Source organism: Rathayibacter sp. VKM Ac-2760 (assembly GCF_009834185.1).
Taxonomy (GTDB): Bacteria; Actinomycetota; Actinomycetes; order Actinomycetales; family Microbacteriaceae; genus Rathayibacter.
This window is the reverse complement of the sequence record NZ_CP047173.1, coordinates 2804373-2824956: the sequence shown is the minus strand read 5'-3', so window position 1 is coordinate 2824956 and position 20584 is coordinate 2804373. Positions and strand designations below refer to the sequence as shown.

Below are 20584 nucleotides of genomic sequence, written 5' to 3'. Positions count from 1 at the left end.
GATGGCCAAGCAGTGGCGCGGAGTCCTGCACGAGTACGCGGACCGCCTCGATGTCACCGAGGCGACCCCCGTCATCACGCTCGGCGAGGGCGGCACCCCGCTCATCCCGGCGGCGGCACTCTCGGCCCGCACGGGCGCGAAGGTCTGGGTCAAGTACGAGGGCATGAACCCGACCGGCTCCTTCAAGGACCGCGGCATGACGATGGCGATCTCGAAGGCCGTCGAGCACGGCGCCAAGGCCGTCATCTGCGCCTCCACCGGCAACACCTCCGCCTCCGCCGCGGCCTACGCGACGCACGCCGGCATCACCGCCGCGGTGCTCGTCCCCGAGGGCAAGATCGCGCTCGGCAAGCTGAGCCAGGCGATCGCGCACAACGCGCAGCTGCTGCAGGTCCAGGGCAACTTCGACGACTGCCTCGACATCGCCCGCGACCTCGCGAAGAACTACCCGGTGCACCTGGTCAACTCGGTGAACCCCGACCGCATCGCCGGTCAGAAGACCGCCGCCTTCGAGGTCGTCGAGGTCCTCGGCGACGCGCCGGACCTGCACATCGTGCCGGTCGGCAACGCCGGCAACTACACCGCCTACTTCCGCGGCTACTCCGAGGAGCTGGAGCGCGGTGCGACGACGAAGCTGCCGCGGATGTTCGGCTTCCAGGCCGCGGGCTCGGCGCCGATCGTGCACGGCGCGCCCGTCCGCCACCCCGAGACCATCGCCAGCGCGATCCGGATCGGCAACCCCGCCTCGTGGGAGCTCGCGCTCAACGCGCGCAGCGTCAGCGACGGCTACTTCGGCGCGATCACCGACGAGAAGATCCTCGAGGCGTACCGCATCCTCGCGGGCGAGGTCGGCGTCTTCGTCGAGCCCGCCTCCGCGATCAGCGTCGCGGGCCTGCTCGAGCGGGCCGAGGCGGGCGAGATCCCGAAGGACTCGACCGTCGTGCTGACCGTCACGGGCCACGGCCTGAAGGACCCGCAGTGGGCCCTGCGCACCGCGGACGGCGACGACATCACGCCGACCGTCGTGCCCGTGGACACCGCGGCGATCGCCGACGTGCTGGGCCTGGCCGGCGCATGACCTCGGCGGTTCCCGTCGGCCGCACCGTGCACGTGAAGGTCCCCGCCACCTCGGCGAACCTCGGTCCCGGCTTCGACACGCTCGGCCTCGCGCTCTCGTCCTACGACGAGCTCGACGTCACGGCCGTCGCGGCGACGGGCGCCCGGGTGACCGTGCACGGAGTGGGCGAGGGCGAGGTGCCGACCGACGAGACGAACCTCGTCGTGCAGGCGATCGCCTACACCTTCGCCGACCAGCGGCAGGAGATGCCCGGGATCGACGTGATCGCGCGCAACATCATCCCGCACGGCCGTGGCATGGGCTCCTCCGGCGCCGCGATCGTCTCCGGCATCATGGCGGCGAAGGGGCTGCTCGACGGGATCGTCGAGCTCGACTCCGACGACCTGCTCCGGATCGCGACCGAGATGGAGGGGCACCCGGACAACGTGGCGCCCGCGCTCTTCGGCGGACTCACCATCGCCTGGGTCGAGCCCGGCGCCGAGGGCGGGGCCGAGGCGCCGCTCCGGCCGCGCTCGAAGAAGCTGATGGTGCACCGCGGCGTCTCGCCCGTGGTCTTCGTCCCCGCGCACACCATGTCGACGCGGCTGGCGCGCTCGCTGCAGCCGATCAGCGTGCCGCACGAGGACGCGGTCTTCAACGTCTCGCGCTCCTCTCTGCTGATCGCGGCGCTGATCCAGAGCCCCGAGCTGCTCTTCGCGGCGACCGAGGACAAGCTGCACCAGAACTACCGGGCGGCCGCGATGCCCGAGACCTCCGAGCTGATCGCCCTGCTGCGCTCGCACGGCTACGCCGCCGTCGTCTCGGGTGCCGGACCGAGCGTCCTCGTGCTCTGCAGCGACCCGGCGCAGCGCCTCGCCGCCGCGGATCTGGTGGCCCGCGAGGCGCGCACGCCGTGGCGCGCGCACATGCTGGCCGTCGACTTCAAGGGTGCTACAGTGGGGATCGCATCCCGAGGAGCCGCGTAACGAGCGGAATCTGTCCGACGGATCGTCCCGATAATCACGGCCATCACATCGTGTGAAGGGCGCCCCTGCTTCTCTTGCAGACCAGCGCCTGGTCGCTCGTGCCCTCTCTGCGCTTTCCGAGGCAGGTCGAGCCGGCGACCGAGAGCATCGCGTGGATCAGAACTCGCGATGGACCCGCACGGTCGATGTGCTCTCCCGGTGAGCGATCGTTCCCGGGGGGAAGGAACCCCTCTCCAGTGACAGATGTCAACACCCACAGCCCCGCTGCGGACACCAACGCCGATCTCTCGGCTCTCCGCGTAGCGGAGCTGCAGGCGCTCGCGACGAGCCTCGGCCTCGGCGGAGCGTCCAAGCTCCGCAAGGGCGAGCTCGTGCAGGCCATCACCGACCTCCGCGCCGGCGCGGCGGCCGAGCCGGCCGAGCCCGCGGAGGCGCCCGAGGCCCTCGTCGCCGAGGAGCCCGCCGCCGCCGAGGAGCCGGCCGCGGCCGAGCCCGTCGTCGCCGAGCAGGCCTTCGCCGAGCAGCCCGAGGCCGTCGTCGACGGCACGAGCGTCGAGGCCGAGCCCGCCGACGTGGCCGAGCAGAGCGCTCCGGTGCTCGAGGCGCCCGCCGAGACCCCCGCCGCGGCCGAGAGCACGGAGGCGGACACCGCCGACGTCCTCGAGCAGGCCGCCGCGACCACCGAGGAGCCGGCTCCCGTCGTCGCCGACGCGGCCCCGGTCGAGCTCGACCTGCCCGTGGCCGCCGAGCCGGTCGCCGAGCCCGCCGAGCGCACGCCCCGCCGGCGCGGCTCGCGCCGCGCCTCCAGCGGCACCGTCGCCGCCGGCGAGCACGTGAACGTGCCGGCCGGCAGCGGCGTCGAGTCGCTCATCCCCGAGCTCCCCCCGATCCTCGAGCAGGCGCCCGAGGCCGAGCAGGCTCCCCGCCCGGTCATCGAGATCGAGCTGCCCAACGGCCCCGAGTCCGACGACTCGTCCCGCGAGGGCGGGCAGCGCGAGCGCCGTGGCCGCCGTCGCAGCCGCGGCGGCAGCGCCGAGCAGAGCGAGCAGCCCGAGTCGGCCGACGCCGCCGAGACCGTCTCCGACGACTCCGGTGACGAGCAGGACGGCGGCGACCGCCGCGACGCTCAGCAGGGCTCCGACCAGCAGGGCTCCGACGAGCAGCAGAACTCGGGTGACCAGCAGGGCACCGGCCGCGGCCGCAACCGCCGGAACCGCAACCGCCGCGGCGAGGACCGCCAGCAGAACGACGGCGGCCAGCAGAACGGCGGCCAGAACGGTGGCGGCCAGAACGGCAACGGCGGCCAGCAGAACGGTCAGCAGAACGGCGGCCAGAACAACGGCGGCCAGGGCAACGGTGGCCAGAACGGCGCCGCGCAGAACGGCAACGGCCAGTCCGCGCCGAGCCAGGGCGGCAACCAGGGCCAGGGCGGCAACGCCGGCGGCCAGGGTGCCCAGGGCTCCGCGCAGAACGGCCAGCAGGCGGACGAGGACGGCCGCCGCAGCCGCTACCGCGACCGCAAGCGCCGCGGGGGAGCGGTCGGCGACGACTTCGAGCCCGAGATCAGCGAGGACGACGTCCTCATCCCGGTCGCCGGCATCCTCGACGTGCTCGACAACTACGCCTTCGTGCGCACCACGGGCTACCTGCCCGGCGTCAGCGACGTCTACGTCTCCCTCGGCCAGGTCAAGAAGTACAACCTGCGCAAGGGCGACGCGGTCGTCGGCGCCATCCGCCAGCCCCGCGAGGGCGAGGGCAGCGGCCGCCAGAAGTACAACGCCATCGTCCGCGTCGACTCGATCAACGGCCAGACCGTCGAGGAGGCCGCCGCGCGCGTCGAGTTCCAGAAGCTCACCCCGCTGTACCCGACCGAGCGCCTGCGCCTCGAGACGGAGCCGGGCAAGCTGACCCAGCGGATCATCGACCTGGTCGCCCCGATCGGCAAGGGCCAGCGCGGTCTCATCGTCGCGCCGCCCAAGGCCGGCAAGACGATCGTCCTGCAGCAGATCGCCAACGCGATCGTGCAGAACAACCCCGAGGTCCACCTCATGGTCGTCCTCGTGGACGAGCGTCCCGAGGAGGTCACCGACATGCAGCGCACCGTGCGCGGCGAGGTCGTCGCCTCCACGTTCGACCGCCCGGCGGAGGACCACACCACGGTCGCCGAGCTCGCCATCGAGCGCGCCAAGCGCCTCGTCGAGCTGGGCCACGACGTCGTCGTGCTGCTCGACTCGATCACCCGCCTCGGCCGCGCCTACAACGTGACCGCGCCGCCCTCGGGTCGCGTGCTCTCGGGCGGCGTGGACGCCTCGGCGCTCTACCCGCCGAAGAAGTTCTTCGGCGCGGCGCGCAACATCGAGAACGGCGGCTCGCTCACCATCCTCGCGACGGCGCTCATCGAGACCGGCTCGAAGATGGACGAGGTGATCTTCGAGGAGTTCAAGGGCACCGGCAACATGGAGCTCCGCCTCTCCCGCCACCTCGCCGACAAGCGGATCTTCCCGGCGGTCGACGTGAACGCGTCGGGCACCCGCCGCGAGGAGATGCTGCTCAGCGCGGACGAGGTCAAGATCACCTGGAAGCTGCGCCGCGCCCTCGCCGGGCTCGACCAGCAGCAGGCGCTCGAGATCATCCTGTCGCGCCTCAAGGAGACGTCGTCGAACGTCGAGTTCCTCATGCAGGTCTCGAAGTCCGCCGTCGGCCCGACCACCGCGAACCACGGCAACGGCCACCACTAGCTGCCCCGACGTCCGCGACCGCCCTCCTCCCGGGGGCGGTCGCGGACGTTTTCGCGTCCCGGGTCTCGATACGGCGCCTGCGGCGCCTCCTCGACCAGCAAGGCATCGAGACCCGCTCCGTTGAGCACGTCGGTCTCGACACGGCGCCTCCTCGACCAGCACGGGCCGCCCACCACCACACGACACCCGGAAACCAGGATCACCGCATGTTCGAATCCGTCAGCGTCCTCTTCGCCGAGCACGAGGACCTCCAGACGCAGCTGTCCGACCCCGCGCTGCACGCGGACGCCGCGCGCGCGAAGAAGGTCAACCGCCGCTACGCCGAGCTGAGCCAGATCAAGGCCGCGCACTCCGCGTGGATCCAGGCCGGCGAGGACCTCGAGGCCGCCCGCGAGCTGGCCCGCGAGGACGACGCCTTCGCCGAGGAGGTGCCGGAGCTGGAGGAGGGCCTGCGGGTCGCCCAGGAGAAGCTGCGCCGCCTGCTCATCCCGCGCGATCCCGATGACGGCCGCGACGTGATCATGGAGATCAAGGGCGGCGAGGGCGGCGCCGAGAGCGCGCTGTTCGCGGCCGACCTGCTCCGGATGTACCTGCACTACGCCGAGGCGAAGGGCTGGAAGACCGAGATCCTCGACCGCGACGAGTCCGACCTCGGCGGCTACAAGAACGTCCAGGTCGCGATCAAGAGCAACGCGACCGACCCGTCGCAGGGCGTCTGGGCGCACCTGAAGTACGAGGGCGGCGTGCACCGGGTGCAGCGCGTCCCCGTGACCGAGTCGCAGGGTCGCATCCACACCTCGACGACCGGCGTGCTGGTCTTCCCCGAGGTGGACGCGCCGGAGGAGGTCGCGATCAACCAGAACGACCTGAAGATCGATGTCTACCGCTCCTCCGGCCCGGGCGGCCAGTCGGTCAACACGACCGACTCCGCGGTGCGCATCACCCACCTGCCGACCGGCATCGTCGTGTCGATGCAGAACGAGAAGAGCCAGCTGCAGAACCGCGAGGCCGGCATGCGCGTGCTGCGCGCCCGCATCCTCGCGCGCCAGCAGGAGGAGATCGCGGCCGCCGCCTCGGACGCGCGGAAGACGCAGATCCGCACGATGGACCGCTCCGAGCGGATCCGCACCTACAACTTCCCGGAGAACCGGATCGCGGACCACCGCACCGGATACAAGGCGTACAACCTCGACGGCGTGATGAACGGCGCGCTCGACCCCGTGGTCGAGAGCGCGATCCAGTTCGACGAGGAGGCCCGCCTGGCCGACATCGGCTCCGACGAGTCGTGAGCACCGTGACGATCGAGCTCGACGCCCGGGCGCTGCTCGCGGACGCCGTCGCGCGGCTGAGTGCCGCGCGCGTGCCGACGCCGGACGTGGACGCGGAGCTGCTGCTCGGCCACCTGCTGGGCCTCGGCCGCGGGTCGCTGCAGGCGCGGCTCATCACGGGTCTCACGCTCGACGGGGCGACCCGTGACGCCTTCGACCACGCGATCGAGCGCCGGGCCTCGCGCGAGCCGCTCCAGCACATCACCGGGGTCGCGCCGTTCCGCTCGCTGGAGCTCGCCGTCGGCCCCGGCGTCTTCGTGCCGCGCCCGGAGACGGAGGGGGTCGCCCAGCTCGCGATCGACGCCCTGCGCGCCGTGGCGGACGAGTCGCCGCTCGCCGTCGATCTCGGCACCGGCAGCGGTGCCCTCGCGCTCGCGCTGGCGCACGAGGTGCCGCACGCCCGCGTGATCGGCGTCGAGAACTCGGTCGACGCGTTCCTCTGGGCGCGCGGGAACCGCGACCGGCTGGGCCTCGAGAACGCCCGGATCGTCTTCGCCGACCTCGCGGACGCGCTGCCCGACCTCGACGGCACCGTCTCGGTCGTCGTGTCCAACCCGCCGTACATCCCGTCGGCGGCGATCCCGCGCGACATCGAGGTCCAGCGCTACGACCCGCCCGCCGCGCTCTACGGCGGCGAGGACGGACTCGACGTCGTGCGGGCGCTCTCGCGGACCGCGCTGCGGCTGCTCCGGCCCGGGGGAGTGCTCGTGATCGAGCACGGCGAGCTGCAGGGCGCGGAGATCCGCGCGCTGCTCACGGCGGACGGCTGGCGCGGGGCGACGACGCAGCGCGACCTCACCGGTCGCGACCGCTCGACGGTGGCGGTGCGCTGACCGCGGCCGCCATCAGCGGCGGGAGCGGCGGCGGTCGGTGATCAGCTGCGCGACGGCCCGCGACGCCGCTGGCGCACCCCGCACCAGGCGCTGGAGCCGAGCCCGTGTGCGACCCGCGGCCGTGTCCGTCGTCGCGGGCCGCATCCGCAGCAGATCCGCGCGCCGCGGCCAGAGTGCGTGGCGGATCGTCAGCAGCCGACGCCAGCCGCGCTGCCGCCGGATGATGCTGGTCCACATGTAGCCCGTGCTCGCGCCGGCGCTCACGCGACGGGTCCACTCCGCCAGCGCGGCGGCCTCCGCCGGATCCTCGACCGGCGGCGCCGGAGTCGCGGGGACCGCGTCGAGCGCGCGGAGCACCTCGGCGAGCGTGTGCTCGGCGCCCGTGCGGCGGGCGAGCGCGACCAGATCGGCGCGCTGCTCGGCGTCGAGCGCGGCGTGCTCGATCAGGTGGGCGAGCTCGCGCGCGTGCCGGGCGTTGTCCGAGCGGCTCCGGAGCGCGTGCAGGGCCAGGACGAGCAGGCTGCCGGCCCGGTCAGGGATGCTGCAGTCGCGCCCGGCGGCCGGCATCGGCACTCGCCGCCGCCACAGCTCGTCGAAGACCACCTCGCCGGGCGCGAGGAACCCGGGGAAGAAGCGGTGCACGTCGATGTCGCAGGGCCAGCTGGGGTGGATGAGGGTGCGCGAGTGCTCGGTGTAGCGCGTGCCGGCGAAGGTGCTGCGGCGCTGACTCCAGCCGCCGGCCTCGAGCAGGGCGCAGAACGACTCGAAGTCCGCGGGGTCGACGAGGACGTCGACGTCGGCGGAGACGTGCTCGCCGCGCAGGCCGTGGAACCGCAGCCCCGGCCCCTTGAGGAAGAGCGCGCGGTGCGCGTGCTGCTCCGCGAACCAGGAGAGCCAGCCGTGCAGGAGAAGCACCGCGGTGCGCAGGTCGAGACCCGCGGCGCCCGTCATCCTGCGCCGCCCGGACTCTGATCCGCGGCGAGGACGAGACCGCGATCGCGCAGGAGGAGAACGAATTCCTCGACCGGTCCGGCTATCTCGGAGACATCTGTCGAATAAAGTGCGGCAATCTTCTCGATAAGCGCCGGAAGTGTGATTCCATGAGAGGACGCACAGATCGAGTCCCAGATGTCCACTCCCGATCCGGAGATCTCCACGGCCTCCACCAGCGGCTCGCGCAGCGGCACGAGGAAGGCCTTATCGGCTTTCTCGACGCATACTGCGGCTCTCGCCAGCCATCTGCGATTCCCGGACAATGCAGTCCTCCCTTCACCCCTCGGAGGAGCCGATCCGGACGAGAGCGGCCATCGGCCGGCGGAGCTCCTGAGCCGGCCACGATGGGGCGGCGGAGAGAGCGGCGGCGGCGCTCGACCCCGAACTTAGCAGGATTCCGGGCCTCGCCCACCTCTTGGGGGGCACGGGAGGGCCGCTCGGGGCTCCCCGGGGAAGGGCGACGATCCCTCCATTCCAGAGCCTCCGAACGGGGGACACGAACTGAGCGAAAGTCGCTTCCGAGCGCCGTGAGCGACTTCTCCGGCCGGTAGAGTTCGAAACTCCGCGGGCAATGCCGACCGCTTCTCATTCACTTATCCGAGTATCGACCGGGCCTTTTCCTGGCTTAGTCGCGAAGGGATCCATGAAAGCGCTCGTCACCGGCGCAGCCGGCTTCATCGGCTCGACGATCAGTCGCCGACTCCTCGCTGACGGCTGGGATGTCGTCGGCATCGACGCCTTCACCGACTATTACGACGTCTCGCTCAAGCGCGCCAATGCCGCGAAGAACATCGCCGCCGGACTCGAGCTCGTCGAGGCGGATCTGACCACGGTCGAGCTCGCTCCGCTGCTCGACGGTGTCGACGTCGTTTTCCACCAGGCCGGCCAGCCGGGCGTGCGCGGCTCGTGGAAGGAGGGCTTCGCCCCCTACCTCTCCCGGAACATCGGCGCGACGCAGCGACTGCTCGAGGCGCTCCGCGACCACGACCGCCTGCAGCGCTTCGTCTACGCCTCCTCCTCGTCGATCTACGGCGACGCGGAGTCCTTCCCCACCTCGGAGGCGACGCCGCCCTCGCCGGTCAGCCCCTACGGCGTGACCAAGCTCGCGGCCGAGCACCTCACCAGCCTCTACGGCACCAACTTCGGCCTGCCGACCACGTCGCTGCGCTACTTCACCGTCTACGGCCCGCGCCAGCGCCCGGACATGGCCTTCACCCGCTTCGTCCGCTCGGCCGTCCTCGGCGATCCGATCGAGATCTACGGCACGGGGGAGCAGGTCCGCGACTTCACCTTCGTCGACGACATCGTCGAGGCGAACGTCCTCGCGGCGACGACCGCGACGGCTCCCGGCTCGGTCTACAACGTTGCCGGAGGGACGAGCGCCTCGGTGAACGAGGTGCTGCACTTCCTCGGCCGGCTGCACGGCTCGCCGCTGAACGTCTCGTACACCGACAAGGCGCTCGGCGACGTCGTCCGCACGGGCGGCGGCACCGACCGCATCGCGGCCGAGCTCGGCTGGGCCCCGAAGGTCCAGCTCGAGGACGGACTCGCGCGCCACCTCGACTGGGCGTGCGAGACCTTCGGAGGGCGCGCGTGACGCTCACCGACGAGGAGCTGCGCAGCCTGCCCAGGACGATCCGCACCCGCGAGGATCTCCGGGCGTTCGTGCTGGCCGACCAGATGGCGCACGGAGTGTCCGCCTGGCGGTTCGACTCGCGCTGGCGCCACCCCGTCGTGCACTACCAGCGGCTGCTGCGCCGGGTGGAGTTCCTCCGCGCGCAGAAGGGCGCCGCCGCCCGTGCCGCCCGCTTCGTCGCGCGCTTCCGCCTCCAGCGCGCCGGGCTGCGCACCGGCATCTCGATCGGTCCCGGCGTCTTCGGCCCCGGACTCTCGATCGCGCACTACGGCACCCTCGTCGTCAACGCGCGGGCACGGGTGGGCGCGTTCTGCCGCATCCACCCGACCGTCACGATCGGCATCGCCCAGGGCGGCGTGCCGACGATCGGCGACTTCGTCTACATCGGCCCGGGCGCGGTGATCTACGGCGCCGTCACGATCGGCGACGGCGCGGTGATCGGCGCGAACGCCGTGGTCAACCGCGACGTCGCGGCCGGAGTCACGGTCGCCGGCGCCCCCGCGCGGGTCGTCGCGAGCCGCGACTCCGCGTCGATGATGCCGGCGGCGTTCGCCCGCGTCGAGAGCGCGAAGAGATGAAGGTCGTCCTCCTCGTCCCCCGGTTCTCCGGCGGCGGGGCCGAGTTCGTGGCCCGGCAGTGGGCTCTGCACCTCGCCGCGAGCGGCGACACCGTCGTGGTCGCCGCGACGAAGCTCACCGGCGACGACGAGATCCCCGCGGAGCTGCGACTCGCCGATCTCGACGGCCGCGGGACCGTGCGCAAGCTGCTGCAGCTGCGGCGCCTCCTGCGTGCCGAGAAGCCGGACGCGGTGCTCGCGCTGATGCCGTACTGGAACCTCCTCGCGCTCTTCGCGACCCGGCTGCTGCCCGGCCGTCCGCGCGTGCTGATCAGCGGCCGCAACATGGCCGTCCACCTCCGCCGCACCTTCGGCCTCGCCTACGCGGCGAAGCAGCTGCTGGCCCGCGTCGCCTACCGCTGGGCCGACGAGTTCGTCGCGATCTCGCACCCGGTCGCCGCCGAGGCGATCGCGCTCTACGGCCTGCCGCCCGCCCGGGTCTCCGTCGTGCTGAACCCGTCGCTCAAGACCGAGTCGGCCGCCGCCGCCCTGCCCCGGCACGACGACGGTCCTCTCGCGCTGGTCGCGCCGGCACGGCTGGTCGCGCAGAAGCGCCCGCAGCTGGTCGTCGAGACCGCGGTGGCCTGCCGCGAGCTGCACGGCCGCGAGGTGGTCGCGCACTTCTACGGCGTCGGGCCGCTGACGGAGCAGGTCCGCGCGCTCGCTGCGCAGCGCGGGGTCCCCGCCGTCTTCCACGGCTGGGTCTCCTCCTGGTCCTCCGACCTGCCCGCGAACGCCGTCGTGCTGCTCCCGTCGCTGTCCGAGGGCTTCGGCAACGTCCTCGTCGAGGCGGCCCGGGTCGGCGTGCCGAGCGTCGCCTCCTCGCAGGCGCTCGGGGTGGCCGACGCCATCGTCCCGCGGCTGACCGGTGTCCTCGTCGCGGGCGAGTCGGCCGCCGACTTCGCCGCCGGCGTGGTCGAGGCCGCCGGCATGACCGTCGCCGGCCACGACGCGTGGCTCGGCTCCTTCACCCGCGCGGCGAGCGGGGCGGCCCTCCGCAGCCGCCTGGAGGCCGTGGTGATGCAGAAGTGAGCGAGCGGGGTGCCGGACGCACCGTCCTGAGCGCGTCGACCGGCACGCTCGTCGCTCGTGTGCTCGGCTTCCTCCGCAACATCGCTCTGGCCGCCGCGCTCGGCACGGGGCTGGTCTCGGACTCGTACAACCTGGCCAACCAGGTGCCGAACCAGATCTTCCTGCTGCTGGGCGGGGGAGTGATCGCCGCGGTGTTCCTGCCGCAGCTCGCGAAGCTGCACCTGCGCTCCGAGCGCGACGCCGACCGCTACGGGACGATCCTGCTGCTCTGCTCCGCGGCGTTCGGCCTCGTCGTCACCGGGCTGCTGCTCGCGTTCTCCGGACCGCTGATCGCCGTGCTCGGCGGCGGCAGCTGGGGCTTCTCGCAGCGCGAGCTGACCCTCGCCTTCTTCCTCTGGTGCACGCCGCAGGTGGCGGCCGCGTCGGTCTTCACCGTCGCGTCGCAGCTGATGAACGCGCGCGGCCGGTTCACCTCGGTCAGCTGGCTGCCGGCCGTCTCGAGCGTCGGCGTGATCGCGGGCGCCGTCGTGGTGCTGAGCGCCGGCGACGTGCAGGCCGATGCGCCCGGCTCGGTCTCGCTGGTCGCGATCACGGTGCTCGGCGCCGCGACCCTCGGCGGCACGGTGCTGCAGACGGTCGTGCTCTGCGCTCTGCTCATCCGGGCCGGCTTCCGGCCGCGCTGGAGCGGCGGACTGCGCGGGCTCGGCCTGCGGCTGGCCGCACGGACCGGACTGCTCGCCGTCGCCTCGGCGGTCTGCTACCAGATCTCCAATCTGCTCACCGCCGCCTGGGCCTCGCAGGCCGGTGCGACGGCGGCGGACGCCGGGGTGGTCGGCTTCGGCTACTCGGCGCTGTTCTACGCGCAGGCGATCGTCTCGGTCGTGCAGGGCGTCGCGGTGTCGAGCCTCGCCTCGGTGCTGCTCCAGCGGCTGTCCCGGCACTTCGCGGCGTCGAACGACGAGGAGGCGTTCCGCGAGCTGAGCGAGGCGCTGCTGCGGCTGGCCTCGTTCATCCTGCCGGTCGCCGGTCTGCTGGTCGCCCTCGGTCCCGGGCTCAGCGAGCTGATGTTCGCCCGCGGGGAGACGTCGACCGACTCCGCGCGGATCATCGGCCTCGTCCTCGCGGTCTTCGCCTCGAGCCTGCTGCCGTTCGCCTGGCACGTACTGCTGATCCGGCCGTTCTACGCGAAGCACGACGGCATCCGCCCGCTCTACAGCGCGTTCGTGATCAACACGATCTGGGCGGGGACCGGGCTCGTCGGGCTGCTGGTGCTGCCGCCGCAGGGTGTGATCCTCGGTCTCGCCACCGGCTTCGCGCTCTCGTACTGGATCGACCTGCCGATCAAGCTCCGCTGGCTGCACCGGCGGATCGGCTTCCGGATCGAGTCGCAGGTCCGCCGCGGCGTCGTCCGCGGGGCGATCACCACGGCGGTGCTCTCGATCGTGATCGGGACTCCCGGCTGGCTGCTGCTGTTCCTGCTCGACCCGCCGACCCTCGCCGTCCTCGGCATCGTCGCCGTCCAGACCCTCGTCTTCGTCGCGGCGTACGCGCTCGCGACCCGTCGCTCGTCGATCTCCCCCGTCGACCTCGTGCGCTGGTTGAAGAAATGACACCCCAGAGAAGGAATCCCCAGATGAGCACTCGCCTGATCGTCGAGCAGTTCGACCCCGTGCGCCCCAAGCCGGGTGGCATCGACACCTGCATCCGCGGTCTCGTCAAGTTCGCTCCCGAGACCGAGGTCATCCGCATCGCGGGCGTCGACGCGATCGGCGACAAGGTGCTCGGCGAGTGGCAGGAGTACGAGATCGGCGGCCGCCGCTTCGCGTTCATGCCGGTGGTCCGCCTCGACCACGCGGACCTCACCCGGCGGATCCCGCACTCGGTGCGCCTGGCGCGCGGGCTGAAGAAGTTCCTGCCGGTCGCCGACTTCGACACCGTGCAGACCCACCGCGTCAACGTCGGCGCCGTCGCGCTCCGGCACTTCCGCGGCACCCCGCACGTGCAGTTCATGCACAGCAGCGGCGACGCGAACCTCAAGCAGGGCAGCGTCTCCTTCTTCCGCCGGGCCCGCGGGCTCTACCGCTTCCTCGAGCGGCGGGTCGTGCGCCAGTCCCGCGCCGTCGTCATCTTCAGCAGCGGCGGTGCGGAGCGGCTGCGCCGGCAGTCCTCGTCGGTGCACTTCTCGCCGACCTGGTTCGACCCGACGGAGTTCTACCCGAGCGCGAGCGAGAGCAGCGAGAAGGTGAACGTGCTCTGGGCCTGCCGGATCGAGCCGGCCAAGAACCCCGAGCTCGCGATCGCCGCGTTCGCGCTGCTCCCCGAGCGCTACCGCCTCACCGTGGCCGGCAGCGGCACGCTCGAGGGCCGGATGCGCGAGGCCGCGGCGGCCGCCGGGATCGCGCACCGCGTCGACTTCCGCGGCGCCGTGCCCAAGGGCGAGGTCGGTGCGCTGATGCGCGAGCACGACCTGCTGCTGATGAGCTCCCGCTTCGAGGGCTTCTCGCGCTCGATCGTCGAGGCGCTCGCCACCGGGCTCCCGGTCGCCACCACACCCGGCGGCGACCCGAACGCGCTGATCGTCGAGGGCGTCAACGGCGCCCGCGCCTCCCGCGACGACCCGGCCGAGCTGGCCGCGGCCGTCGAGCGCGCCAGTGCGGCGTCCGCGAGCGTCGCCCGAGCCTCCGTCGAGGAGCTCAACGCCCCCCTCATCGTCGACACGATCCTGAGCAAGTAGGAGAGGTGAGCATGAAGATCTTCGTGCCCGTCATCGGGCAGTACGAGAACATCGGCGACATCGTGCTCCGCCGCGAGCTCGTGGAGTGGCTGAGCGGCATGGGCGAGATGCACGCCTACGTCGGCGCGTCGCCCGCCTCCTACGACGAGGCGCTCGACCTCCCCGCCGACGTGGTCACCTACCGCAGCGTCGGCGGCTGGGCGCGCGAGCTCGTCACGAGCCTGCGCCGCGGCGAGTGCGTCGCCTACATCTACAAGCCCGGCGAGATCCAGCTGACCTGGCGCGGGCTCAAGGAGCACATCGGCCTGCTCCCGCTGGTCGTCGCCACGCGGCTGCGCGGCGGGCTCGTCATCCGGGTCGGCGCGGGGTCGCGCAACTTCGACCGCTGGCCCACCGCCGTCTTCCGCTCGACCCTCGGGCTGAGCCACTACACGATGTGGCGCGACGTCCGCACCGCCGACCGCCTCGGGCACGGGGGAGTGATGCCGGATCTCGGCTTCGGCCAGACCGGCACCGAGCACGCGGACCCGATCGAGCGCACCCGCCTCACCGTCACCATGCGCGGCGACCGCGTGCCGCCGTCGCGGCAGTGGCGGCAGGCGATCGCCCGCGTCGCCGAGGAGCGCGGTCTCCGCCTCACCGTCGTCACCCAGGTGGAGCGCGACGAGCCGCTGATGGCCGAGCTCGCCCGCGAGTGGGGCGCCGACTACGTCGCCTGGGGCTCCCGCTCGCACAAGGTGCAGGAGGAGGAGGTGCGCCGCGCCTTCGCGGAGTCGGCGCTCGTCGTCAGCGACCGCCTGCACGCGCTGATCGTCGCCGTCGCCGAGGGGGCCGACGTCGCCTCGGTCGCCGACTCGCCGACCGACAAGATCGAGCGGCACTTCGCCGCCGCCGGCATCCCCATCGTCGTCTTCGACGCGAAGCACCGCTCGGCCGACGAGATCGCGGACGCCCTCCGCAGCGTCCCCGCCGACACCTCGCAGCAGAGCGCCCTGCAGGGCGCCGTCGAGCAGCTCGCCGTCGTCCGAACCGCAGTCCGCACTCTCCTGGAGGCACGAGCATGATCGATCTCGCCGAAGCATTCAGCACCGCCCGCCCGCCGCGCCTGCTCCTGGCCGCCTCGAACGGCGGCCACCTCGAGCAGCTCTGGCGCCTCTCCCAGGGCTCCACGATCGACCGCACCTCGGAGTGGGTGACGTTCGAGTCCCCGCAGGCCACCGGTCTGCTCTCGGACCAGCCGCACCACTACATCCCCGAGATCCTGCAGCGCGACCTGCGGGGGGCGCTGCGCGCCGTGCCGCGCTTCCGCCGTCTCCTCGCCGGCGGCGGCTTCGACGGCGTGGTGAGCACGGGAGCGGCCATCGCGGCCCCGGCGTTCCTCGCCGCCCGGTCGCTGGGCCTGCCGACCCACTACATCGAGAGCGTCTCGCGCGTCGACGGCCCCTCGATGACCGGTCGCCTGGTCGACCGGACCCGGCTCGCGCGCTCCGTCTGGACGCAGCACCGGCACTGGTCCGACAAGCGCTGGGCGTACCGCGGCTCGGTCCTCGACTCCTTCGAGTCGTACACGGCGCGCGAGAGCGTCGCCGAGCCGTGCGTCTTCGTCACCCTCGGCACGATCAAGAAGTACCCGTTCCCGCGGCCGGTCGAGGCCCTGTCGCCGCTGGTCTGCGACCGCTCGATCTGGCAGCTCGGCGTCACGCCGCCGGTCCCGGGGATGCGCGGGGAGGTGTGCGACTTCTTCTCCAGCTCCCGCTTCGACCAGTCGGCGAAGGACGCGGACGTGGTGATCAGCCACGCCGGCGTCGGCAGTGTGCTGCGCCTGCTCGAGCTCGGCATCTACCCGGTGCTCGTGATCCGGCGCTCGAAGAACGGCGAGCACATCGACGACCACCAGGCGCAGATCGCCCGCCTGCTGGCCGAGCGCGATCTCGCGCTGGTGCGGGAGGCGGACGAGGTCACTCCGGACGACCTGGCGCTGGCCAGCACCCGCCGGGTGCGCCCGCTGAACAGCGGCCTCGGAGTCGAGTCGGACGACGTGCGCGTATGACCCTCGTGGCCCTCGGCTTCGTCGCCGTCATCGGCGCGATCGTCCTGTTCTTCATGCCGCGCCGGCTGATGCCGGCCCTCGCGCTCGCCGTGCTGGTGGTCCTGCCGGTCGGCTACATGGACGTTCCGCGGCTGATCGGGCGCTACTTCTCGCCGGCGGTGATCATCCTGCTGGTCTGGATGGTGCGGCTGGTGCTGAGCAAGCGCGACGCGGCCGCCGAGCCGGCGCGTGCCGGGACGATGCTGTGGATCCCGGTGCTCGGCGCGCTCGCCGTCTCGGTGGCCCTCGGCCTCGAGCCCGGGCTGTCGGTGGCGTGGGTGGTCGTGGCGCTGGTCTGCACGGTGCTGCCCTACCTCTACGGGCGGACGCGGAGCGACGACGTCTGGTCGTCCGCGCAGAACGCCTACCTCTGGGTCGGCGTGTTCATCGGGGCGCTCGCCGTCCTCGACTTCGTGGCCGGCTTCAATCCGTGGTCCTCGCTCTTCTCCTACGACGTCACCGAGAAGGTCTGGTCGGTGTTCCGCAGCCGGACCAGCCTCGGCCACCCGCTGGTCACCTCCACCGTCGCGACGGTCTGCGCGATGATCGCCCTCTTCGGCTCCGACAAGCGGCGCTGGCTCCGCATCGCGGCGCTCGCCGGATCGGGGGCCGCGGTCATCCTGGCCGTCTCCCGCACCGGCGTCCTGGCGATCGCCATCGGCCTCGCGCTCGGCTGCCTCGTGCTGCTCTTCGGCGCCTCGCCCTCGAAGCGGACTCGGCGGATCACCGCGTTCTTCCTGATGATCTCGGCACTCGGATTCCTCGGGGTGATCACCAATTCCCCGCTGCTCGATCAGCGCAACGAATCCTCCGGCGGAGTGAAGTCGTCGGATTACCGGGAGCAGTCCACGGATGTGGCTCTCGGAATGATCGAGGACAACTGGCTGATCGGTCTCGGGCCGAGCAATTCCGCGGCGGAGTTCTCCTCCGTCTTCGACGGACCGCTCGAGAACTCCGTCTTCCAGCTGCTGCTCTCGCTCGGCATCCCGCTCGCGATCCTCGCGCTCGGGGCGATCGTCGTCATCGTGCTCCGCGTCTCGAAGCGCGGCGACGCCGGGGTCGCGGCGGCGATCGTCGCGTTCGCGGTCAGCCTCTCGGGCTTCAGCGCGATCGACGTCAATCCGGCGCTGCTCGCGTTCCTCGCGCCGCTGATGTTCCGTGCCGGTCAGATCATCGGCGGTCGAGGGCCGGACGCGGCTCCCGAGACACCTGCCGAGTCGTCGGCCACTCCCGCAGCGCCTTCTCGCGGAACGCGGCTGTCTCACCGATGATCCTCGCGGGATTGCCGCCGACGATCGCGCCGTCGGGCACCGACTTCGTGACCACGGCGCCGGCGGCGACGATGCAGCCGGAGCCGATGGCCACGCCCGGCATGACGATCGAGCGGGCGCCGATGAAGGAGTCGTCGCCGATGGTGATCGGGGAGACCCGGTACCGCCGCCCCCGCTCGTCGTTGGCGAGCCAGCCGGCGCCGTCGTGGGTGATGAAGAGCACCTCGCTGCTCACCGTCACGCGGTCGCCGATGCTGAGCAGGTCGTACTCCGAGCGCACCTGGCAGGAGATGATCCGGCAGCCCTCGCCGACCGTGACGCCGAGCGCGCGGGCGGCCGCCGAGCGGCCCAGGGCGCGCGAGAGGATCCGCCACCGCCACTGCGGAGGAAGGCGCTTCGTGAGGCTGGTGAGAAGAGGCATAGGAGAGTCCTTCTTGGTCGGGAGAAGTAGCTGAATTCTAGTGGATAGGGGCTTCCGGGAGAAGTCGACTCCGGTTCGGGAGAAGAGCCGGATCGGCTTCTTCGGCGATCTCCGATGAGCTTTCACGGCGTTATCGAATCGTCTCTCTCGAGCGCTCTCCCGGCATTCCTGCGGTGATTCGCCAGCATTCCCGCGTCGGACGATTCACCTTTCCCCGGCTTTCCCCCGGTAGCGTGGAGCCCGGTCGCCGCCCTCCCGGGTGGAGTGCGATCACCCGGGTCGACGGCGGTCCGGTGTCGAGCGCGCAGCGCATCGAGAGGGGAGGGCGCATGCCCGGTACGAGACGGACGAGCCGGGTCCGGCGCCTGCTGACGGTCCTCGCTCTCGGCACCGTGCTGGTGGTCCTCGCCGCCTGCACCCCGCGCCCGGAGCCGACCCCCACCGGCAGCTCGACGCCCACCGCGAGCCCCACTCCGCTGCCGACGGCGGAGTCCGGCCTCGCGACCTACCTCGACGGGAACTCCTACCTGCGCGGCGTCAACCTCTACACGCTGCAGCAGCAGCGCTCGCTCCCGACCTCGAAGGTGAAGCCCGACAATCAGGCGACCTACGACTTCCTCGCGAGCCGCGGTGTCTCGATCGTCCGCCTCGCCGTCCCGTGGCAGCGCCTGCAGCCCTGGAAGCCGGGCGACGACGTCCGCGCGGCGCTGGACGCCCCGGTCGACTCCGCCTACCTGGATCTGCTCGAGGAGCAGGTCGAGCGGGCGGGGAAGGCGGGGATCCGCCTCGTCCTCGACCTGCACAACAGCTGCGCCTTCCCCTGGGGCACCGGGCCGGTGCCGAAGGGCACGATCTACTGCGGCAGCGACCTGACGGTCGACGACGTGCTCAAGGTCTGGCGGGCGCTCTCGAGTCGCTTCGCGGGCGATGACCGCGTCGCCGCCTACAACCTCTTCAACGAGCCGCGCGGCAGCTTGACCGGAGCGACGGCCTACTTCCGCTACGTGCAGGCGGTCGTCGACGATCTGCGGCAGCGGGGCGACGAGCACGCGATCTGGATCGACTCCATCCTGCTGTCGAGCTTCGCCGAGGACGCGCCCGACGGCCCGCCGATCAGCGATCCGCAGAACGCGATCGTCTACTCCCAGCACTTCTATCTGCACGGCGGCACGCGAAAGAGCCTGCTCGAGCGGATCACCGCGTTCGCGAAGTGGTGCTCCGATCAGGGCGTGCACTGCGCGATCGGCGAGCTCGGCTGGCAGTCCGACTCCGGCGCCGACGACCGGGAGAGCTTCGAGCTCGCCTACCGCATCGCCGACCGCTACCGGCTCGACGTCACCTACTTCTCCGCGACCAGCGTGGAGGATCCGAAGGGGCTCATCGCCTACTCCGCCAAGCCGGGCAGCTCGACGATCTCGGTCCGGCACTCGCAGGCGTCGGTGATCGAGGCGCACCCGAGCCGGTAGCTCCCGGCCGCTCGCGCCGCCCTTCCGTGCACGCCGCTCCCGTGCGGCGTGCGCCCTCGCGCGCTCCGGGTCGATCTCCGCTCCAAAAACCGAGCAGTCCTCATGTTCGTGCTAGGGTGACCAACCTCCGCCGGCACCTCCGGTGCGGAGCGCACTCCTCTCGTCCGGCAGCGGCCGCGGGGCCGGTCGCGGATCACCTCGAGAAAGGAACGGCACGTGTCCGGTAAGACCTGGATGAGCCGCGGGCGGCGCCTGCTGACGCTCGTCGCCCTCGGATCGGCGCTGACCCTGGTCGCCGGCTGCGCTCCGAGGGCCGACGCGTCGCCCGCTGCCGGCTCGGCCCGCTCGAGCAGCGCGGCGTCCACGATCGACCTGGCCGGGTACAGCACGGCGGAGTCCGGACTCTCGACCTACCTCGACGGCGAGTCGTATCTGCGCGGCGTCAACCTCTACACGCTCCAGCAGCAGCGGATGCTCCCGACCGATCAGGTGACGCCCGACAGCCAGGGCAGCTACGACTTCCTCGCGCAGGACGGCGTCTCGATCGTCCGCCTCGCCGTCCCGTGGCAGCGACTGCAGCCGTGGCAGCCGGGCGAGGACGTCCGCGCGGCGCTGGACGCGCCGGTCGACCCCGCCTATCTCGATCTGCTCGAGGAGCAGGTCGAGCGCGCCGGGAACGCCGGGATCCGCGTGGTGCTCGATCTGCACAACAGCTGCGCCTTCCCCTGGGGCACCGGCGTCGCGCCGGCCGGCACGATCTACTGCGGCGGCGATCTGACGGTCGACGACGTGCTGAAGGTGTGGCGCGCGCTCTCGGATCGCTTCGAGGACGACGACCGCGTCGCCGCCTACAACCTCTTCAACGAGCCCCGCGGCAGCCTGACCGGGGCGACCGCCTACTTCCAGTACACCCAGGCGATCGTCGACGAGCTCCGGCAGCGTGGTGACGCGCACGCGGTCTGGATCGACTCCATCCTGCTGTCGAGCTTCGCGCACGACGCTCCCGTCGGCGCGCCGATCGACGACCCGCAGAACGCGATCGTCTACTCCCAGCACTTCTACCTGCACGGGGGGACGCGCGCCGACCTCCTCGGCCGGATCACGACGTTCGCGAAGTGGTGCTCCGGGCACGGCGTGCACTGCACGATGGGCGAGCTGGGCTGGGAGTCCGGCTCCAGCGACGAGGACCGGAAGAGCTTCGAGCTCGCCTACCGCATCGCGGACACGTACGACCTCGACGTCACCTACTTCGCCGCGACCAGCGCCGGCGACCCGAAGGGGCTGATCGCCTACTCCGCCGAGCCCGGCAGCTCGACGCTCTCGGTCCGGCGTCCGCAGGCCTCGGTGATCGAGGCGCACCCCTCCCGCTGAGCGCCCCGCGCCG

18 protein-coding genes are annotated in these 20584 nt (G+C 72.0%); 15 read left to right on the top strand and 3 right to left on the bottom strand.

What is annotated here, in order from left to right; genetic code table 11:
* Nucleotide 1 precedes the first annotated feature (1 nt).
* From thrC to prmC, 5 genes are all read left to right on the top strand, one after another.
* On the top strand, nt 2-1078 hold the full coding sequence (thrC, locus tag GSU72_RS12795) for a threonine synthase (protein WP_159985415.1): 1077 nt from the start codon (nt 2-4) through the stop codon (nt 1076-1078).
* Nucleotides 1075-2043 carry a homoserine kinase gene (gene thrB, locus GSU72_RS12790; protein ID WP_159985414.1) on the top strand — a complete coding sequence of 323 codons (969 nt, stop codon included), beginning with the start codon at nt 1075-1077 and terminating at the stop codon, nt 2041-2043. Before thrC ends, thrB begins: the two co-directional genes overlap by 4 nt.
* 236 nt (nt 2044-2279) lie before the next feature.
* A complete protein-coding gene (rho, locus tag GSU72_RS12785; RefSeq protein WP_244255798.1) occupies nt 2280-4781 on the top strand; it encodes a transcription termination factor Rho in 2502 nt (833 codons plus the stop codon).
* 206 nt (nt 4782-4987) lie between these two features.
* Complete coding sequence (gene prfA / locus GSU72_RS12780; RefSeq protein WP_159985412.1) at nt 4988-6070, top strand: peptide chain release factor 1; 1083 nt, start codon at nt 4988-4990, stop codon at nt 6068-6070.
* Between the two features lie 5 nt (nt 6071-6075).
* Nucleotides 6076-6942 (top strand): peptide chain release factor N(5)-glutamine methyltransferase, encoded by an 867-nt coding sequence (prmC, locus tag GSU72_RS12775; protein ID WP_159986810.1) that lies wholly within the window; start codon nt 6076-6078, stop codon nt 6940-6942.
* A gap of 12 nt (nt 6943-6954) precedes the next feature.
* On the opposite strand, the gene GSU72_RS12770 is transcribed toward prmC, so the two are convergent.
* Nucleotides 6955-7893, bottom strand: coding sequence for a nucleotidyltransferase family protein (locus GSU72_RS12770; protein WP_159985411.1), 939 nt, complete (start codon nt 7891-7893; stop codon nt 6955-6957).
* Nucleotides 7890-8129 (bottom strand): PqqD family protein, encoded by a 240-nt coding sequence (locus GSU72_RS12765; RefSeq protein WP_159985410.1) that lies wholly within the window; start codon nt 8127-8129, stop codon nt 7890-7892. Before GSU72_RS12765 ends, GSU72_RS12770 begins: the two co-directional genes overlap by 4 nt.
* A 449-nt stretch (nt 8130-8578) precedes the next feature.
* Between GSU72_RS12765 and GSU72_RS12760 the strand changes: the two genes are divergently transcribed.
* The 8 genes from GSU72_RS12760 to GSU72_RS12725 are packed head-to-tail and all read left to right on the top strand — an operon-like array spanning nt 8579 to nt 17313.
* Nucleotides 8579-9532 carry an NAD-dependent epimerase/dehydratase family protein gene (locus GSU72_RS12760; RefSeq protein WP_159985409.1) on the top strand — a complete coding sequence of 318 codons (954 nt, stop codon included), beginning with the start codon at nt 8579-8581 and terminating at the stop codon, nt 9530-9532.
* On the top strand, nt 9529-10149 hold the full coding sequence (locus GSU72_RS21830) for a serine acetyltransferase (protein WP_279631660.1): 621 nt from the start codon (nt 9529-9531) through the stop codon (nt 10147-10149). Before GSU72_RS12760 ends, GSU72_RS21830 begins: the two co-directional genes overlap by 4 nt.
* Entirely contained in the window at nt 10146-11219 is a 1074-nt protein-coding gene (locus tag GSU72_RS12750; RefSeq protein ID WP_159985408.1) for a glycosyltransferase, read from the top strand. The genes GSU72_RS21830 and GSU72_RS12750 overlap by 4 nt, the downstream gene beginning before the upstream one ends.
* Nucleotides 11216-12829 (top strand): lipid II flippase MurJ, encoded by a 1614-nt coding sequence (locus GSU72_RS12745; RefSeq protein ID WP_159985407.1) that lies wholly within the window; start codon nt 11216-11218, stop codon nt 12827-12829. The genes GSU72_RS12750 and GSU72_RS12745 overlap by 4 nt, the downstream gene beginning before the upstream one ends.
* A gap of 23 nt (nt 12830-12852) precedes the next feature.
* Complete coding sequence (locus GSU72_RS12740; protein WP_159985406.1) at nt 12853-13953, top strand: glycosyltransferase family 4 protein; 1101 nt, start codon at nt 12853-12855, stop codon at nt 13951-13953.
* An 11-nt stretch (nt 13954-13964) separates the two neighbouring features.
* A complete protein-coding gene (locus GSU72_RS12735) occupies nt 13965-15017 on the top strand; it encodes a polysaccharide pyruvyl transferase family protein (RefSeq protein WP_159985405.1) in 1053 nt (350 codons plus the stop codon).
* Nucleotides 15014-16003, top strand: a complete 990-nt coding sequence (locus tag GSU72_RS12730; RefSeq protein WP_159985404.1) for a glycosyltransferase — start codon at nt 15014-15016, stop codon at nt 16001-16003. Before GSU72_RS12735 ends, GSU72_RS12730 begins: the two co-directional genes overlap by 4 nt.
* Nucleotides 16000-17313 (top strand): O-antigen ligase family protein, encoded by a 1314-nt coding sequence (locus GSU72_RS12725; RefSeq protein ID WP_159985403.1) that lies wholly within the window; start codon nt 16000-16002, stop codon nt 17311-17313. Before GSU72_RS12730 ends, GSU72_RS12725 begins: the two co-directional genes overlap by 4 nt.
* Here the strand turns inward: GSU72_RS12725 and GSU72_RS12720 are convergent.
* A complete protein-coding gene (locus tag GSU72_RS12720) occupies nt 17213-17734 on the bottom strand; it encodes an acyltransferase (protein WP_159985402.1) in 522 nt (173 codons plus the stop codon). The genes GSU72_RS12725 and GSU72_RS12720 overlap by 101 nt on opposite strands.
* A 329-nt stretch (nt 17735-18063) precedes the next feature.
* On the opposite strand from GSU72_RS12720, the gene GSU72_RS12715 reads away from it, so the two are divergent.
* Complete coding sequence (locus GSU72_RS12715) at nt 18064-19200, top strand: cellulase family glycosylhydrolase (protein ID WP_159985401.1); 1137 nt, start codon at nt 18064-18066, stop codon at nt 19198-19200.
* 216 nt (nt 19201-19416) lie between these two features.
* Nucleotides 19417-20571, top strand: a complete 1155-nt coding sequence (locus tag GSU72_RS12710) for a cellulase family glycosylhydrolase (protein ID WP_159985400.1) — start codon at nt 19417-19419, stop codon at nt 20569-20571.
* Nucleotides 20572-20584 lie beyond the last annotated feature (13 nt).

Excerpts from the sequence above, each read along its gene's own strand:
- thrC (WP_159985415.1), top strand. The coding sequence starts at position 2 with ATGGCCAAGCAGTGGCGCGGAGTCCTGCACGAGTACGCGGACCGCCTC.
- thrB (WP_159985414.1), top strand. The coding sequence starts at position 1,075 with ATGACCTCGGCGGTTCCCGTCGGCCGCACCGTGCACGTGAAGGTCCCC.
- prfA (WP_159985412.1), top strand. The coding sequence starts at position 4,988 with ATGTTCGAATCCGTCAGCGTCCTCTTCGCCGAGCACGAGGACCTCCAG.
- GSU72_RS12770 (WP_159985411.1), bottom strand. The coding sequence starts at position 7,893 with ATGACGGGCGCCGCGGGTCTCGACCTGCGCACCGCGGTGCTTCTCCTG.
- GSU72_RS12760 (WP_159985409.1), top strand. The coding sequence starts at position 8,579 with ATGAAAGCGCTCGTCACCGGCGCAGCCGGCTTCATCGGCTCGACGATC.
- GSU72_RS12750 (WP_159985408.1), top strand. The coding sequence starts at position 10,146 with ATGAAGGTCGTCCTCCTCGTCCCCCGGTTCTCCGGCGGCGGGGCCGAG.
- GSU72_RS12740 (WP_159985406.1), top strand. The coding sequence starts at position 12,853 with ATGAGCACTCGCCTGATCGTCGAGCAGTTCGACCCCGTGCGCCCCAAG.
- GSU72_RS12735 (WP_159985405.1), top strand. The coding sequence starts at position 13,965 with ATGAAGATCTTCGTGCCCGTCATCGGGCAGTACGAGAACATCGGCGAC.
- GSU72_RS12730 (WP_159985404.1), top strand. The coding sequence starts at position 15,014 with ATGATCGATCTCGCCGAAGCATTCAGCACCGCCCGCCCGCCGCGCCTG.
- GSU72_RS12725 (WP_159985403.1), top strand. The coding sequence starts at position 16,000 with ATGACCCTCGTGGCCCTCGGCTTCGTCGCCGTCATCGGCGCGATCGTC.
- GSU72_RS12720 (WP_159985402.1), bottom strand. The coding sequence starts at position 17,734 with ATGCCTCTTCTCACCAGCCTCACGAAGCGCCTTCCTCCGCAGTGGCGG.
- GSU72_RS12715 (WP_159985401.1), top strand. The coding sequence starts at position 18,064 with ATGCCCGGTACGAGACGGACGAGCCGGGTCCGGCGCCTGCTGACGGTC.